Source organism: Shewanella rhizosphaerae, from assembly GCF_019457655.1.
GTDB lineage: Bacteria > Pseudomonadota > Gammaproteobacteria > Enterobacterales > Shewanellaceae > Shewanella > Shewanella loihica.
In genome coordinates, this window is record NZ_CP080420.1 from 2,642,781 (window position 1) to 2,659,676 (window position 16,896).

The 16,896-nt window shown below is 53.4% G+C and carries 16 protein-coding genes; 7 read left to right on the plus strand and 9 right to left on the minus strand.

All coding sequences use genetic code 11. From position 1 onward, the window contains the following. Positions 1 to 237: 237 nt before the first annotated feature. Positions 238 to 843, plus strand: a complete 606-nt coding sequence (locus K0I63_RS11680) for an HAD family hydrolase (protein WP_220081151.1) — start codon at positions 238 to 240, stop codon at positions 841 to 843. Positions 844 to 936: 93 nt separating this feature from the next. After that, the gene (locus K0I63_RS11685; RefSeq protein ID WP_220081152.1) at positions 937 to 1,467 is read left to right on the plus strand and encodes a CIA30 family protein; all 531 of its coding nucleotides are present in this window, start codon (positions 937 to 939) and stop codon (positions 1,465 to 1,467) included. 175 nt (positions 1,468 to 1,642) lie between these two features. Here K0I63_RS11685 and K0I63_RS11690 read toward each other — a convergent pair whose 3' ends face one another. Next, positions 1,643 to 2,827 (minus strand): cyclic di-GMP phosphodiesterase, encoded by a 1,185-nt coding sequence (locus K0I63_RS11690; RefSeq protein ID WP_220081153.1) that lies wholly within the window; start codon positions 2,825 to 2,827, stop codon positions 1,643 to 1,645. A 386-nt stretch (positions 2,828 to 3,213) separates the two neighbouring features. Here K0I63_RS11690 and K0I63_RS11695 point away from each other — a divergent pair, with 386 nt between their 5' ends. The 3 genes from K0I63_RS11695 to xthA are packed head-to-tail and all read left to right on the plus strand — an operon-like array spanning position 3,214 to position 4,891. Next, entirely contained in the window at positions 3,214 to 3,759 is a 546-nt protein-coding gene (locus tag K0I63_RS11695) for a septation protein A (RefSeq protein WP_220081154.1), read from the plus strand. Then, a complete protein-coding gene (locus tag K0I63_RS11700; RefSeq protein ID WP_011866059.1) occupies positions 3,759 to 4,058 on the plus strand; it encodes a YciI family protein in 300 nt (99 codons plus the stop codon). The genes K0I63_RS11695 and K0I63_RS11700 overlap by 1 nt, the downstream gene beginning before the upstream one ends. Positions 4,059 to 4,081: 23 nt before the next feature. Then, on the plus strand, positions 4,082 to 4,891 hold the full coding sequence (gene xthA / locus K0I63_RS11705; RefSeq protein WP_220081155.1) for an exodeoxyribonuclease III: 810 nt from the start codon (positions 4,082 to 4,084) through the stop codon (positions 4,889 to 4,891). A gap of 239 nt (positions 4,892 to 5,130) precedes the next feature. Here the strand turns inward: xthA and K0I63_RS11710 are convergent, their stop codons facing one another. The 7 genes from K0I63_RS11710 to K0I63_RS11740 form a co-directional block, all read right to left on the minus strand. Next, positions 5,131 to 6,579 (minus strand): methyl-accepting chemotaxis protein, encoded by a 1,449-nt coding sequence (locus tag K0I63_RS11710; protein WP_220081156.1) that lies wholly within the window; start codon positions 6,577 to 6,579, stop codon positions 5,131 to 5,133. Positions 6,580 to 6,650: 71 nt separating this feature from the next. Then, positions 6,651 to 7,145 carry a DUF1097 domain-containing protein gene (locus K0I63_RS11715; RefSeq protein ID WP_220081157.1) on the minus strand — a complete coding sequence of 165 codons (495 nt, stop codon included), beginning with the start codon at positions 7,143 to 7,145 and terminating at the stop codon, positions 6,651 to 6,653. 234 nt (positions 7,146 to 7,379) lie between these two features. Continuing rightward, positions 7,380 to 9,623, minus strand: coding sequence for a xanthine dehydrogenase family protein molybdopterin-binding subunit (locus K0I63_RS11720; protein ID WP_220081158.1), 2,244 nt, complete (start codon positions 9,621 to 9,623; stop codon positions 7,380 to 7,382). Next, positions 9,620 to 10,126, minus strand: coding sequence for a (2Fe-2S)-binding protein (locus tag K0I63_RS11725; RefSeq protein WP_220081159.1), 507 nt, complete (start codon positions 10,124 to 10,126; stop codon positions 9,620 to 9,622). The genes K0I63_RS11720 and K0I63_RS11725 overlap by 4 nt, the downstream gene beginning before the upstream one ends. A 194-nt stretch (positions 10,127 to 10,320) precedes the next feature. Beyond that, positions 10,321 to 11,067, minus strand: a complete 747-nt coding sequence (locus tag K0I63_RS11730; protein WP_220081160.1) for an NTP transferase domain-containing protein — start codon at positions 11,065 to 11,067, stop codon at positions 10,321 to 10,323. Then, positions 11,064 to 12,128 carry an XdhC family protein gene (locus tag K0I63_RS11735; RefSeq protein WP_220081161.1) on the minus strand — a complete coding sequence of 355 codons (1,065 nt, stop codon included), beginning with the start codon at positions 12,126 to 12,128 and terminating at the stop codon, positions 11,064 to 11,066. Before K0I63_RS11735 ends, K0I63_RS11730 begins: the two co-directional genes overlap by 4 nt. Positions 12,129 to 12,304: 176 nt before the next feature. Beyond that, positions 12,305 to 12,949, minus strand: a complete 645-nt coding sequence (locus K0I63_RS11740; protein WP_220071669.1) for an MBL fold metallo-hydrolase — start codon at positions 12,947 to 12,949, stop codon at positions 12,305 to 12,307. Between the two features lie 186 nt (positions 12,950 to 13,135). On the opposite strand from K0I63_RS11740, the gene K0I63_RS11745 reads away from it, so the two are divergent. Next, entirely contained in the window at positions 13,136 to 14,425 is a 1,290-nt protein-coding gene (locus tag K0I63_RS11745; protein WP_220081162.1) for an alpha/beta fold hydrolase, read from the plus strand. A gap of 432 nt (positions 14,426 to 14,857) precedes the next feature. Here the strand turns inward: K0I63_RS11745 and K0I63_RS11750 are convergent, their stop codons facing one another. Continuing rightward, entirely contained in the window at positions 14,858 to 15,817 is a 960-nt protein-coding gene (locus tag K0I63_RS11750) for an integron integrase (protein WP_220081163.1), read from the minus strand. A gap of 316 nt (positions 15,818 to 16,133) precedes the next feature. Between K0I63_RS11750 and K0I63_RS11755 the strand changes: the two genes are divergently transcribed. Then, positions 16,134 to 16,793 carry a hypothetical protein gene (locus tag K0I63_RS11755; protein WP_220081164.1) on the plus strand — a complete coding sequence of 220 codons (660 nt, stop codon included), beginning with the start codon at positions 16,134 to 16,136 and terminating at the stop codon, positions 16,791 to 16,793. Positions 16,794 to 16,896 lie beyond the last annotated feature (103 nt).

The window sequence follows — 16,896 nt, forward strand, 5'->3', positions numbered from 1 at the left end:
CGCACCAGCGGGGATTTTTTTATCCGCTACTCCCCATTACTGATCCACTGACCACCCAGCGCCGTATCACCTCAATCAAACCCAAAGGGAGCTGGCGCTTGAAACGCTCGCTAATGTCAGCCCTGACAGGAGTGACAGGCAGCTACTGGCTATACTTATAGCTATTAAGCTAGCGGCTTTCTTAACAACAGCCTTCTTAACAACAGCCTTCACCTTCAATCTAGATAAGGACACGCCATGCAGAGCTTTAATAACTTGTTTAAGGGAGTGATCTTCGACCTCGACGGCACCTTAGTGAGCAGCTCCCTCGACTTTAAGGCCCTCAAGCTAGCGGTCGGCTGCCCATTAGACCAGGATATTCTCGCCTTCGTGCAGCAGCTGCCAACAGAGCGTGCCAAGAAGGCCCATAGCATCATCACCCAGGCCGAGCACTTAGATGCCCTGAGCGCCAGGGCGATGAGTGGCGCCTTAGCCCTGCTGGATTTTTTGTTGCTGCAACAGATCCCAACGGCCATAGTCACCCGCAACAGCCGCCAGGCGGCCGAATTAAAGATAGAGCGCTGCGCCCTGCCGATCGATCTCATTCTCAGTCGCGACGATGGCCCGGCAAAGCCAGATCCCAGCTGTCTGCTGGCGCTAGCAAAGTTGTGGCAGCTGCCGCCGTCGCAGATAGCCTATGTGGGCGACCATCACTATGATATCCAGGCGGCCAAACGAGCGGGCATGCCATCTGTACTGCTCAGCGAGCAGAGAGCCTATGGCGAGCAGCATGGCGCCAGCTACATCTTCAGTGAACTCATGGCGCTGCACAGGGCCTTGCCCTCCATCTCCCTTTGCGCCTGAGCTTGCAATCAATAAGCAGCGCACATGAAGATGCTACTTGGCTTGACCTTACTAGGACCTTACCTTCTCACAGTCCAAGGAGTCGATACTAAGATGGAAACATTAGCCTTACTGACTCACCCAGGTCACTGGCAAATCGTCAACGATGGGGTAATGGGAGGCCGCTCCCAGAGTGAGCTGAGTGAGTTCCTCAACGCCAATCAGCAATATCGACTGCGCTTTAGCGGCAATGTCTCCCTCGAGAACAACGGCGGCTTCGCCTCTGTGTCGCGCACGCTGAGCCAGGAGGAGCAGCAGATTTTGCAACAGGCTCATCCAGGCGGCATTCGCCTCACCACCTTAGGCGATGGCAAGCACTACCAGCTCAGGCTCAAAGTGCTTAAACAGGGCGAGCTGGTCAGCTACAAGGCAAACTTCGATACCCAGGCGGGCAGACTCGAGCAGTGGACCTTTGCCCCAGGGGAGTTTATCGAGACCTTTCGCGGCGCGGATTATCCAACGCGCCCCTACCCAGACCTGACGCAACTGGTCGCCGTTGGTCTCTTGATTGGTAATGGTCAGGCGGGAGATTTTGAGCTGCAACTCGCCGAGCTGGCCATTCAATACACACAGGGCTCTCAGTAAGCAGGGCAATCTGAGTAATCCGAGCAATCTGAATCATCCCGGCAATCTCAGTGATCCCGGAAAGCCCAATTAACTCCGGCCGTAATAGAGCCTGGGTTAAGTGAGCTAGGGGTTAAATGAGCTAAGGGCTAAAAAAACTAAGGCGTTAATAAGCTAGCGCTTGACCAAAAAAGCGCTAGCCCTCGTGGGAGAGAAACTCGATGATCTCATCCATGTCGAGATCAAAATCATCGGCGCGCACATTCTTGACTATGATGTCATCACGCATCGCCGCCAGATCGATATTGGCGGAGATCTCGAAGTGATTGGGATTCAGGCTATAGAAGGGCTTCACCTTGGGGCGGATAGGGTCTTGATGGTTATGACTCTCAACGATCGCCAGACGATTAGATTCCAGCTGCACCAGAGAGCCCACTGGATAGACCCCCATGCACTTGATGAAATGATCCACTAACTCGGCGTCCAGCTCGTTATTCTCCCCCAGGGCGCGCAGTATGCTAAAGGCCTTCACCTGAGGATAGCCTGCCTTATAACAGCGATTGGCGGTCAGGGCGTCGAAGATGTCACAGATGGCGATCATCCGGCCATAACGGGAGATCGCCTCGGCGCTGACGCCAAAGGGATAGCCCTTGCCGTTGAGCTTCTCATGGTGAAGCCTGGCGACCTCCAGGCTCAGCGGGCTGATGTTGGGCGTATTCTCTATGATGCGGATGGAGTGATTGGCATGGGTCTTCATCACCTCAAACTCCTCGGTCGTCAACCGACCCGGCTTGTCGAGAATGCTTGGGGGGATCATGATCTTACCCACATCGTGCAGGAAGGCGCCGATCGCCAGCTCACTCACTATCACTTTATCTATCTTGAGATAGCAGGCAAAAATCGTCATCAGCACAGAGACGGCCACCGAATGTTCCAGCAAGTACTGATCTTTATGGCGTATGTTGATCACACAGGCCAGCGCATCGGGATTATCGAATATCGCCTCGATAGACTGATCCGTGACCCGCCTTACCGGTTCCAGCGTCAGGGGCACGCCAGCTTGGGCATCGTCAAACAGACGTCTCTGTATCGCCTTCGACTCGTTAAACAGCTGCTTGGCCTGACTCAGTCGCTGTTTAAACAGTCCAGGCGTTTTCGTTGGCTGGGCGGCTTGTTTAACCTTGGCAGGCTCACTAGGCTGTGGGCGTCGCTTGCTGCTGTCGACTAACAGCTTCTCAATGCCTTTGCGCTTAAAGCCATCGATCACCTGCTGTTTAGTGATCCATCCCTGCTCCGCCAGTTGAAACTTGTTCTTGGGCTGAGTGATCTCAACCACATACATGCCAACGGCCAGTTCAGAAACATCCAGTTCCACTTTCATATGCTGTACGCCTGCCCCCAGGAGGAAATTCGCTGCTTGCTCTGAGACGCCAAGGTTTTCAAAAACCTACTTGGCATCATCTGCAAAAATGTAACACAAGCTTAAACAAAAAACTGCGCCTCAATAGCATCAAGATTTGAGACAAATCAAAAATCTCACCAATAATCATTAACATACAAACAACAAATGTGCATTAAGCCTAGCCTGACTGCGCAAAAGAGCAACAGCCAGGTCACTTAATTATCAAACACCAGGTGTGCGCTAGCCCAGATTAAGGGAATTTCATCCCAATTGCGCCGCTTTCACCGCGCCCCAACGTTTGCCCCACTCAAGAGGCATGTTACACTGCCAGCCATCTATATCCCTTGTTTGGTGAACTAGCCTACATGAAACAACTGCTCGACTTTTTACCTCTGGTGATCTTTTTCGCCGTCTATAAATTTTTCGACATCTATATCGCCAGCGGCGCCCTGATCGTGGCCACCGCACTGCAGTTGGTAGTCACCTATCTGCTCTATAAGAAGATAGAGAAGATGCACCTGATCACCTTCGCCATGGTGAGCTTCTTCGGCACCCTCACCTTGGTCTTTCACGACGATGCCTTTATCAAATGGAAGGTCACTGTAGTCTATGCCCTGTTCGCCTTGGCGCTGGCCCTGAGCCAATATCTGAAGAAGCCGATCCTCAAGGGTATGCTGGGTAAGGAGCTTATCGTCGCCGACAAGATCTGGTCGCGGGTCACCTGGTATTGGGTCGCCTTCTTCCTCGCCTGTGGCCTAGTTAACATCTATGTCGCCTTTAACCTGTCTCAGGAAACCTGGGTCAATTTCAAGGTGTTTGGCCTCACGGCCCTGACACTGATCAACACAGTGATCACTGTGGTATACCTCTACAAACACATGCCTGAAGAACATAAAAAGGAACTCAAATAATGTGGTACATGATCTCATCTCAAGATGTTGAAAACAGCTTAGAAAAACGCCTTCAAGCCCGTCCTGACCACCTGGCACGCCTGCAGGAGCTCTCTGACGAGGGTCGCCTGATGATTGCAGGTCCACACCCAGCTATCGACAGCGACAACCCAGGTGAAGCCGGCTTCACCGGCTCTCTGGTGGTTGCCGAGTTCGACTCACTGGAAGCGGCGCAGGCCTGGGCAGACCAAGACCCATACGTGGCCGCCGGCGTCTACCAAAGCGTCATCGTAAAACCCTTTAAGCGCGTACTCCCTTAACCTCAATAGTAGGAAGCAAGCACTTGAAAATTGTTTCATTTAACATCAATGGTCTCAGAGCCAGACTGCACCAGCTACAGGCGCTGATCGACAGCCATAGCCCGGATATCATCGGCCTGCAGGAGACCAAGGTTCACGACGAGGCCTTCCCCCTAGCCGAGGTCGAGGCCATGGGCTATCAGGTGCACTACCATGGTGGCAAGGCCCACTATGGCGTGGCCATGCTCTCCAAACTGCCACCGGTCAAGGTACAGAAAGGTTTCCCAACAGATGATGACGAGGCCCAGCGCCGAATGATCATGGGCACCTTTACTCAGGCCAACGGTCGTCAACTGACGGTGCTCAACGGTTACTTCCCCCAGGGCGAGAACATCAGCCATGAAACCAAGTACCCGGCCAAGCGCAAGTTCTACCAGGACCTGATGCACTATCTGCAGCAGCACCATAGTCCAGATGAAGATATCGCCATCATAGGCGACATCAACATCTCGCCAATCGATTTGGATATCGGCATAGGTGAAGTCAACGCCAAGCGTTGGTTGAAGACGGGTAAATGCAGCTTCCAGCCCGAAGAGCGTCAGTGGCTACAGACGCTGCTGGACTGGGGATTAGTCGACACCTTCCGTCAGCTGCATCCGACACGCAGTGAGCGCTACTCCTGGTTCGACTATCGCAGCAAGGGGTTCGATGATAACCGCGGCCTGCGCATCGACGTGATCCTGGCAACGCCTTCACTGGCTGAACGTCTGACCGAATCTGACGTAGATTATGATCTGCGCGGTATCGACAAGCCGTCGGATCATGCCCCTATCTGGAGCTGCTTCAAAGACTAATACCAATCACGGTAAATAAGTGATCAGAAATAGCACAGGAAAAACGGTCGAGAACAAGGCAGTATTTTTCGATAAGTAGTTATTCTACAATCAAAAATAGTAACGCCGTTATCGGAGGTTTTAACCAGCTAGCATGATCAATTATTTACTACGATTGGTATCATTAGTTGATGGTTCGAAAAAGGCGCCGAGGGCGCCTTTTTTATTGAGTCACTTTTATAGACTATTGATTCATCTAGCTACTGCAAGCGGTATTGCGACAAAATCCCATCCAGCTCAGTGGAAGACTGCTGCAGCTCGCTGGCCAAGACCACAGAACGCTCGGCGGTCTCCTTGATGGTCTGCGACTGGTCACGGATCTCGTTGAGCTGGGAGGCAATATCCCGCGCCGACACGCTCTGCTCCTCCGCCGAGGCGGCGATCTGCGAGCTCATGTCGAACACCTGATCGATGGAATCGGCCATGGTATCCACATCGCTGCCCACAGACTCTATGGCAGCGCGACCAAGCTCGGCCTGCTCGACGATCTCATGGGTAATATCCGCCAGCTGACCCGAGCCCGACTGCAAGCCCTCGATCATCGACTGTATCTCCACCGTCGCCTGCTGGGTACGTCCCGCCAGGGTGCGTACCTCGTCGGCCACCACGGCGAAGCCACGGCCCTGCTCACCGGCGCGCGCCGCCTCGATGGCCGCATTGAGCGCCAGCAGGTTGGTCTGCTCGGAGATGCCGTTAATGGTGGTTACCACGGCGCCAATCTCTGTGGCGTTTCCCGACAGCTGATCCACCGCGCTGGAGGCCGCATCTATCTGGCCAGTCAACAGGCCGATACGGCGCACCGCCTCGGCGATACGCTGCTTGCTGTCGGCCGCGGCCGTCGCATTATGCTTGGTATGATCTGAGGTGTTGGCCGCGTTATGGGACACCTCTTCGATGGCGGCGGTCATCTGATCCATCGCCACGGCGACGGTATCGAGAAACTGATGCTGGAACTGCGCCAGCTCATCGTTCTGTTTCGCCTGCAGATTAAACTCATCGGAGGCATTAGCGAGCGTCCTGGCATTGTTGCCTATGGCCTTGACCATCTCGCTCATGTTGTCCGCGTTTCGGTCGATCTCCCGGGCGATAAGGCTAAAGTCATCCTTACCGAAGAAATTGAGTCTGAAGGAGAGATCGCCATCGGCTAAGCGCTTGATAGCGATATACATGTCCCACAGGCCGCCGCCCAGGGAGGTGGAGATCCAGTAACTTAGCTGATACAGCGGATAGAGAGCGATAAGGGCGACCCACAGCATCCACCAGGCATCGCTCTTGCCTTCGGCCTCCCAGGCGGTCACCTCCTGGCTCAGCTGCAGATATTGGCCCGCAACCGGCGCGCTGACGGTCACGCTGTCACCGCGGCGCGACTGCTCATCGCGAGATGCCAGCCTCAGGCCATTATCTTGGGCAAAACGCGCCAGCGCCTCACCACTTAAGCCCATCTGGCTCGCCACCTTGGCATAGGCATCGACGCTCGCCTGTACCCGGGCTGCCGAACCGGCATGAAGTTGATTGTTGGCGGCATTTAAGTTCAACAAGGCGATGGTCAGGGTAATGGCCGTCACCATAGAGCAGACCACCCAAAATTTACCGTTAAGACTGAGTTTGATCAGCAAGGCATCTATCTTTCTAAACTGGATAGCTTTCATGGAAACCCACTTGTTTATCAGGCTAAATTGACAATTTCTTTCGACCTACAGAATCAAGTTAAGCACAATTTTTATTGTTGAGCCTTGATTAGACGTAACTTTATGGCAGGTATAGTCTTGGCGGTAAAAGCCACCATCTGCCCCGTCAGGAGTGTCATGGCATAACCCAGCAGCGCACCTATCAAGAGTGGCGGCAGTATGCTTGCCATATCGCCACCCAAGGCGAAGGTGATGCAGCAGCCGATGAAGGCGCCGGGAATAAAGGCGAGTCGTTGATAGCTGGCTTGCAGACACATCAGGCTGGTGACGATACCCGTCAGCAGATAACCCACGAGCGGCGTATCGAAATAGCTACCACCAGAGATCACCACCCAGGCCCAGAACACGCCAGAGAGATTAGTGAACCAAGTCATTAACACCCCTTGAAAACCCGCCTTTGGCTGAGCGAAGAAAGTGCTACACGCGAGAAAGCCAACCCAAGTGACTAAGTGAAATGCATCGGCGACCCCTGCCCAAACGGCAGCAAGTAGCCCTGCAGATAATGCGACCTGCATACGATTTTCCATGTATGACCCCTCATTACATTGGAATATTATTTTTGGTTAAATTACTCCAAATTGAATGACAAAAACAGGATCTAGGCCAAATAAACCGGATTAAATGTTATTGAATTGAAAAATCGGCACCATTTGTAGTAAAAGAACAAAATTTAACGCAACAAAGGCATAAGCGTGGTGATAAAAAAGCCAGTCGATATAACGACTGGCTCTAATGGTCTACAGCGTATCTATGGATAGCGGCTAGATCTTGAAATGATCGCTCAGGGGCAGATCGCGAATGCGCGTGCCACTGGCCGCAAAGATGGCGTTGACGATACTGGGTGCGATGGGCGGCACACCCGGCTCGCCCACCCCGGCGGGCGGCGCCATAGATGGCACCAAGATGGTCTCTATCTCGGGGCATTGACTCAGGCGCAGCAGCGGATAGTCATGAAAGTTAGACTGCTCTACCCGTCCATCCTTAAAGCTAATGCGCCCCATCAGGGCGATGCTCAGGCCAAACATCACGGCGCCTTCGAGCTGAGAGGCCACCCGGTCGGGATTGACCAGGGTGCCGGCATCGATGGCGATAACCGTCTTAAGCACCTTAAGCTGCTTATCCTGAGTCACCTCAACTAGACTCGCGGCCGCCACATAGGCGGTAAAGCTGCGGTGCACCGCAAAGCCCCACCCCAGGCCTGCTTCAGGCTTAGCCATCTGCTTCACCTTCTGCTCCACCGCTGAGATCACCCCCTTATAACGGGCGGTGTCCACTGGGTGACGCTCTAACGTCTCGCCATAGTTGCCATAATTGAACTGCTGGTCGCTAAAGGTCTCCTGCCTGTCCTTACCCAGCAACTCGCGCCACATGGTAAAGGTATCCAGGCCGCGTTTGCTCGCCAGCTCATCGACAAACACCCCTATGCCGAAGCCATGCTGAATGTTGCACACAGAGCGCATCCAGCCGATACGGGTATGGGCGCTGGCCTTCACCGACTCGCAGCGCAGGCTGTCAATGGCCAGGGGCACATCCACAAAGCCCAGATCCAGCTCGGAGGCGCTGGGTTCATCCACACCCTCGGCGAAGGTAGAACTGATACTGGGGAAGCCAGTGCGCTGCAATATGGCCTCGACCGCCTTGTCACCGACTCTGGCCTTGAAATATTGGGCGCTGATGGCATGCAGGTAACCGTTTTGCAGCTCATCTTCCCGGCTCCAGCACACCTTGACCGGCCGCCCAGTTTTTTGGGACAGCAGCGCCGCCTCGACACAGAAATCAGGCTTAGACTTGCGACCAAAGCCGCCCCCCAGCAGGGTCACATGCACTGTCACCTGCTCGGCCTGCAGCCCCAAGGCTGCGGCAACTGTGCCCTGGGCACTCTGTGGCGTCTGGGTCGATGCCCAGATTTCGGCGCCCTTGTCGGTCACGCTGGCGGCCGCCGCCGGTGGCTCCATCATGGCGTGGGCCAGATAGGGCACGCTGTAGACCGCCTCTATGGTCTTGTCCACCGGCCAGCTCTGGCTCTGCTCGCCAAGTTGCCTGACGGGCTTGCCGCTCTTCTGCACCGCGCGCTTCAGCTGCGCCAGATAGGCGTTGGAATCATGACCAGCGTTTGGTGAGTCGCTCCAGCTAATCTTAAGCGCCTTACGCCCCTGGGCCGCACTCCAGGAGTTAGTGGCCAGCACGGCGACGCCGCCCAGCGGCTGAAAGCTTGGTGCGCCTTGATGTCCCGGCAGGGTAATTACATCCACCACACCGGCGACGGCGCGGGCCGCCTTATCATCGAGCTTGTCCACCTTGCTGCCGAGCACCGGCGGGCGCACTATGCTGGCATAGAGCATGTTTTCCAGTTGAATGTCGTAACCATACTCGGCGCTGCCGTCTAAAATCGCCTCCATATCCACTATGGTGTGGCCCTTGCCGATATGGGTAAAGGCCTTCGCTAACTTGAGTTTAAGGCCGGTCACCTCGGGCAGCGGCAACTTGGCGGCTGCCATGGCCAGCTCACCGAAGCTGAGGCTGCGGCCAGAGGCCGAGTGAGTGACCTTGTTATCGGCTGTGGTCAATTCGGCCACCGGCACTTTGAGCCGTCCGGCGGCGGCCTGCTCCAGCATGGTACGCGCCATGGCGCCCATCTCGCGCATCTTGTCGAACCCCTTGCGTATGCTGCGGGAGCCATCAGTGTTCTGACTGCCGTAGCGTTTGTCCGCCAGCCCCTGCACCACTACGACCTTGTCCCAGTCCGCGCCCAGCTCGTCCGCCAGCACCTGAGGGATGCCGGTGCGGATCCCCTGCCCCATCTCGGAGCGGTGACAGGTGAGATAGACCCTGTCATCTTCGCCGATGGCGATAAACAGGTTGAGGCGCGCCTCGCCGTTTTGGGCCAGCGCCATCGGGCTCCAGGCAAGGCCACTGGCTCCCAGGGCCAGACCGCCACCGGCGGCGCCGAACAGCTTTAATACGTCCCGGCGACTGAAATTTTGTACCGCGCTGAACTGACTCATGCCTCGACCTCCCTTGCACTCAGATCCCTGTCGCTCAGATCAAGCTGAGCCGCTGTGCCACTCGCCTGTTTGATCGCCGCCTTGATGCGGGTATAGGTGCCGCAGCGACACAGGTTGCCCACCATGGCCTCCTCTATCTGGGCATCGTTTGGCTGAGGATATTGACTCAGCAGCGCCGCCGCCGACATCAACTGCCCCGCCTGACAGTAGCCGCACTGAGGCACGTTATTGTCGCGCCAGGCCTGCTTGAGGCCATCGGCCGCCAGCCCCTCTATGGTGGTCACCTGCTTGCCCTGCACCTGCTTTAGGCTGGTCAGACAGGCCCTGGCGGGCTCGCCATCGACATGTATGGTACAGGCGCCACAGAGACCGGCGCCGCAGCCATACTTGGTGCCCGTCAGCCCCAGGAGATCTCTGATGGCCCAGAGCACGGGCATATTGGGATCGGCATCTAAGGTGTAATCTTTTCCGTTTATCTTGAGTCCGAGTTTCGATTGGGACATCAGTTTCTCCTTGTTGACCAATAGGCTATGGTTAACGGCCTTGCTTTAATTTGAATAGTTTTAATTTGAACAGCTTGCTTTGATTTAGTTTTAATCTGAACAGCTTGTTTTGATTTCGCTTTTATTTGATTTGGCTTTGCTTGGTTTAGCTTTAATCGACTTAGCCAGTATCTAGTTAATTCGTGTCGGTTGTGTCATTGGGCGCCCGCCTTGCTCCTCGCCAGGTACGCCATTAGCTGAGATCGGGTATCGATATCGACGCTGGCAGCCTCCATCGCCATGGCGATGAGACTGCCCTCCTGGTAGCGCCGGGTCAAGAGGGCCTTGGCGCCGCGATCACCGCTCAGGTTAGACAGCGCCTCATAATCGTCAAAATGAAACAGCGCCGGCGCCCCCAGAGTTAACTCATAATAGGCACAAACCCGGGTGTTTGCCCGGGCGCGGGCGCGAAACAGCCCGAGGTAATCATCAGCCCCCAGCAGCAGCTGATCCCCAAGGGCAATCAGTAGCGTCTCGGCCAGCAGCGCCCTGGCCTCTTTGGCCGCGGCGGCGATGGAGTGACCAAGCCCCCCTTGCCAATCAGAGTTATGCACTAGCTTGGCCGATGGCGGCAAGCAGGCTGCCACCACCTCATGGTGGGCACCGGTGATCACACAAAGACTCGCGCCCAATCTGGCTGCCACCTCACTTAGCGCATGAAATTGGTGACCTATCAGGGTCGTCGGGGATGGACTGGCAACGGAATGAGCCACTATGTTTTTAAATTCAGTGGGATTAGGTACTGACGAAGCGCTTGCTAGGTCATTAGCGATTAAGTCATCACTCGCCAAATCATCATTTGTTAGGGACTGCGCCAGCTTCACGCCGCCGAAACGTCGGCTCTCCCCCGCCGCCAGCAGGGCGATCATCACTTTACCTTGGATACAGGTATCAGGCTTCACGCCATCACCTCTTTGAGGGCGACCCGCTTGGCGCCGTGCAGCACGCCGTGGCATTCGGACAATATGGAGAGGGCTATCGAGGATGGCAGCTCCCCCCCTAACGCCAGGCCGGCCGGCGCAGAGAAATAGGCGCCAAAGCTTGCTACCTCTAGCCCGGCAAGGGCCAGCACCCTGTCACGCCTATGGCCAGGGCCCAGCAGTGCCAGGTAGCTAAGCTGCTGGGCGTGTTGATGAATTGCCGCAAGGGCCTGGGCGTCCAGCTCCAGGTTATGTTGCATCACGATGGCGCCATCGAGGCGGGTCCAGAAATTCTGTGGCAGCTCGTTGACCGGCAGCTTGATGATGTTGGCGCCGACAAAGTCATACTCCCTGGCATAACTGGTGCGACGGTCGACCACATCCACTCGCCAACCCAGCTGCTGGGCAATTTGACACACGGGCTGGGCATCCAGGCCGCCGCCGAAGATGGCGATACGATGCCGTTCGCGCAGGGGAATGATGAGACTGGCTAGCTCACCCTGCAGGACGCCGGGACGGGGAAAGTCGCTCAGTTGCCAGCCCGACTTGGCATCATCCAGGGCCTGCTGGCTGGTCCACACCTGGGCGTCAACTGAATCTGAGGAGCCAGCGGCACTAGTCGAATCGAGCGACAGCGAAGCATCGACAAGATCTAACTGATAATGGCATTGCCCCTGGCTGGCGAGCGCTGCCTTAAGCGCCTTAAAGTGTAGATAGTGATTGGCAGCGCACAGGGGCACCAACATGAGATGAACGAGTCCGCCACAGCCCAGCTGATAGCTGGCATCGGCCTCGTCGGTGGCGTCGTAACAGACGCTGGCGGCCTGCCCGGTCTGGATCACCTTCTGGGCCCGGCGGCGCAGGTCGGCCTCCAGGCAGCCGCCGCTCACCAGGCCGACACTCTTACCCATACCGTGGATCAGCATCATGGCGCCCACCTTGCGATAGGCCGAGCCCTCCACATGGGTCACCAGGGCCAGCACCCAATCATCTTGGGGCGCCGCCGACCAGGCGTTGAGCAGATCTTCGATGTGATGTGACATATCCCTGTGTCTCTTAGGCAAAATTAAGGGCTAATGCCTTAACCTAGCAGACACAGAAATAAAAAACAGACTCAAAGCGTTGCAAAAGATTTCACAACAAAAAAACGGCGATTCGAATGAACCGCCGTCTTAAAACAAGCATTTAGAATCCTGATTATCAAGATTAGTTAGTGAGATCAGTTCAGCAGTTGATCCGCCACGAAGGGGTTTTGCTGACGCTCGGCGCCGAAGGTCGAGATAGGGCCATGACCGGGAATAAAGCTCACCTCACGGCCCAAAGGCCAGAGCACCTGGGTGATAGAGTTTATCAGATCCGTATGACTCGACTGAGGAAAATCGGTGCGACCGATAGAGCCCTTAAACAGCACATCACCCACCCAAGCCAGCTTGTCGGCCTCACTGTAAAACACGATATGGCCCGGCGTATGCCCGGGGCAATGCAGCACTTCCAGGGTCTGCTCGCCAACGGTGACGCGATCGCCCGAAACAAGATACTGGGCCGGCTCGAAGGCGGCCACGGGCAGAAACCCAAAGTGCTTGCTCTGTTGCGGCAGGGTCTCCAGCCAGAAGGCATCGTCCTTATGGGGGCCTATGATGGGCACACCCGCCGCGTCGGCCAGCGCCTTAGCGCCGCCCACATGGTCAATATGCCCATGGGTGAGCAAGATTTTCTCCAGGGTCAAGCCATGATGGGCCAACTGCTGCTGGATCCGCTCTATGTCGCCACCCGGGTCGACTACGGCAGCTTGTTTGGTTTTTTCACACCAGATGATGCTGCAATTTTGCTGAAATGGCGTCACAGGCACAATTTGATACTTCATCTTATTCTTTCCACTTTCATCCACCCCGGCATAGGTTAAATCATCAGGTTGGGATTCTCTAACGGCACTGACAAAAAGATTGATCTAGGATAACCTATCCGCGTCATTTAGTACCCTGTTGCCTGACATTAGCGCACATTTATTCATCAAAAAGCATTACCAACAAGAATCAATTAAAGGCTCATCATGTCCGATCTACAACGCCTCGCCGGCATCCATTGCCGCAAACACTTTTTTTCCCTGCCATTGGATCATCAAGCCCCTGATGGCGAGTGCATCACAGTCTTCGCCCGGGAGTTAGTGGCGCCTGAACACATTGAGCACAATCTGCCTTATCTGGTCTACTTCCAGGGTGGTCCGGGCTTTGGCGCCATCAGACCCGCGGCCAACGGCGGCTGGATAAAGCGCGCCCTGCAGGAATATCGCGTCTTGCTGCTGGATCAGCGCGGCACCGGCCTCTCGAGCCCGATCAACTATGTTTCACTGGCGCATCTGGACTCACAAGCCCAGGCCGACTACCTCAGCCACTTTCGCGCCGACAGCATTATTCAGGATGCAGAGCTTATCAGGGCACAGCTGATTGGCGATGAGAAATGGAGCATACTCGGTCAGAGCTTCGGCGGCTTCTGCGTGCTGAAATACCTAAACGATGCGCCCCATGGCCTGCATGAAGCCTATATCACGGGCGGCATCCCTTCGCTAACCCGCAGCGCCGATGAGGTCTATCAGGCCACCTACAAGCGGGTGCTGGCCAAGAACCAGGACTTCTTTACCCGTTTCCCAGACGCGCAAGATCTGGTTAAACGCCTGGCCAGCTACCTACAAGAGAATGAGGTGCGGATCGCCACCGGCGAGCGACTCACTGTGGAGATGCTGCAACTACTTGGGATCAACATAGGCATGGAGCAAGGCGGCGAGCCCGTCTATTACCTGCTGGAGCAGGCATTGATAGAGACGGCCCAGGGCACTCAGGTCAACCCGCTGTTTTTGGCCCACTTCTGCCAACTGCTGGACTTTAATACCAACCCCATCTTCGCGCTGCTGCACGAGAGTATCTATTGTCAGCAAGAGGCGTCAAGCTGGGCAGCCCACAGGGTGAGACAGAGTTATAACGAGTTTAACTACCAGGCGGACAAGCCCTTCCTGTTTACCGGTGAGATGGTCTACCCCTGGTTCTTCGACCAGTTCACTAACCTCAAGCCGCTGAAACACGCGGCGCACCTGCTGGCAGACAAGGCCGACTGGCCCATGCTGTACGATCCCGCCAAGCTGGCCGACAACCAGGTGCCGGTAGCGGCGGCCATCTACAGCGAAGATATGTTTGTGGAGATGAATTACAGCCTGGAGACAGCGGCTCAGGTGGGTAACCTGAGGTACTGGCTCACCTCAGAATATGAGCATAATGGCATCCGTATGGATGGTGAGCATATTTTGGATAGGTTGATTGGGATTAATCGTGGGGAGAGACTTAGGTAAATCTGCTCGGGGGCGTATCGCTCGCCCCTTTTCCCTGCTCTTTTCGGCCGCTCGCTCATAGTAACGGTTCACTTTAATCGTTGAATGAAATTGTCATTAATTAAGGTGATTTGAAGGTCGAACCTTCAATGCTGTTAATTGCCTGCGGCAGGCTTATGTGCAGATACATTTGCTACACGCCGTAAATCCGTCCATGGAGGCTCGACGATGGCTTCCCTGCCATCGACGTCCGCAAATGCATCTGCACCGAGTATCCAACGTCTCTTCGATTTAGCTTCATTTGCTGCGGGTAGTATTTGGTGCAGAAAGGTGATCAAAAGCTAACTTGATTTTGCCCCATTGCGAGTTATTGGGGCAGCTGACAATTAACTCTACAAACTATAAGTTGACCAAATTTTAGTAATGCTACAGGGTTTCTAGAGTACTCCGACTTTACAGTGTGTCTAACGGACTCGTTGTCCCCGCGAAATGTTGGCCAAGTACATGTGTATAGATTTGTGTTGTACTCACGTCATTGTGGCCAAGTAATTCTTGAACACTTCTTATATCACGACCGGCTTGAAGTAGATGAGTTGCGAAACTATGCCTAAACGTGTGACAGGTGACACGTTTATTTATTTGAATACTACGCACGGCATTCCCGAGCGCTTTACGAATAACACTCTGATGCAGATGATGCCTGCAAACTATTCCAGTATACGGGTGGATGCAGGTCGTTTTAGAAGGGAAAATAAACATCCATCCGCGCTGCCTAAAAGCGTTAGGGTATTTACGTTCTAATGCATTTGGCAATGAAGGGCCTATCCCTCGCTGATTGTCATACTGTTGGATCTTAGTAGCTTTCTCAATATATGCTGTAAGCTTTTCGGCGCATTTATGGCTGAGGATGATTTGCCTATCTTTTCGCCCTTTTCCGTCTCTAATGGTCAGTGTAGCCCGCTCCATATCAATGTCTTGGACACGTAACCGGAGACATTCTGAAACTCTCAGTCCACTACCATAGAGCAGCTCAATGATTAGCCTGTCGCGGCCATAGAGTTGATTTAATATCGATGATATTTCCAATGGGGATAACACTGTCGGTAAATGTCGCTGTTTAGTGGCATAGCAAAAACCTAAATCCCCAAGCTCATGGTGCAAATGCTTCTGATACAAATAGGCCAATGCATTAAGTGCAATTTTTTGAGTGTTGATTGCCACATTCCGTTGGTTGGCAAGGAAGGTTAAAAATTGTGTAACTTCTTCCGTTCCCATTGTTTCGGGGTGACGCTTGTGGTGAAAGTTAATGAATGCCTTGATCCAATACAGATAAGTTTTTTCTGTTCTAATACTGTAACCACGCATGCGCATTGTTTCTTGAACACCGATTAGAAATGGGCTTTTTAGACTCATGATAACCTCACCCTGAAGCACTGTTTATTTATACAGTATTATTTGGTATTTCCGAATATCAAGGAAAATAGTGAAATAATTTTGCGCGTTTATACACGTACTAATTCATATAATTCATTTTTATCAATCAGTTATGTGTTAACGACTTGAGGTAATAGGTTTGGAAAACGCGCATGCGCGTTTTTCCAGATGGTATATTTAGCAAAATGCTGATAAGTTCATTGTATACAGATAGTTAACTGTGCGCGTTTTCACTGGTCCAACGAGGTAAACGCGCATGCGCACTAATAAAATGTTAAGCCTCAATGGAGAAATAATGAAATACGAAGAATTACAAGCTATAGCTAATGCAATTATAGATTCGAACGATAAACTCATATATCTCAATTTTTTTATCTTTTTGATTGCAGTTGTCTGTGTATATTGTGTAGCTCTATTCAAAAAATCGGGTGAATTAACAGCTATTAAACTTGCTTTTGAAGACATAAAAGAACAGAACCGAGTGATTACATCTGAGACCGAAAGCATTAAACGTCAGTTGGAAAAGGGCACCATTGAGTATCAAATTAAACTGTCTAAGTATCATGAGAAAAAGATCGACGCGATTGAGAAAATTTACTCTAAATTGGCAGACTTGTTGAGTTGCTCGAGAAAAATCCTCTTGGCGACTGATGAAAACAAATTTAATGAATTCAACGATGCTGTGGAGGAGTTTCGTAATAGTTTTGAGGCTGAAAAGCTTTGGCTGGATGCATCGGTCAGTAAAGAAATTGAAGAGTTTGCGATAGAAATCGATAAACAAGTTCGCCAATACCAAGGAGCTATGAATGTCTCAAAGTTGCCTGGTTTACAGGGGAAACACGTTGATCAGGTATATGACAAGCAGCAAAACTTTTATGAGTTTACAGTAACCAAATCAAAGGTTTTAAAAGAGCAATTGGAAGAGTTGCTGAGAGGTTATTTGTCTCCTGAATAAGAGGCTTAACAAACTGTTTAAGAGTGATTCGCAATGCGTGGCATTTTCACTATGCGTTGTTTTTGGTGTTTAAGGTGGTTTGCTGCAGCTTCTGTATTGCGTT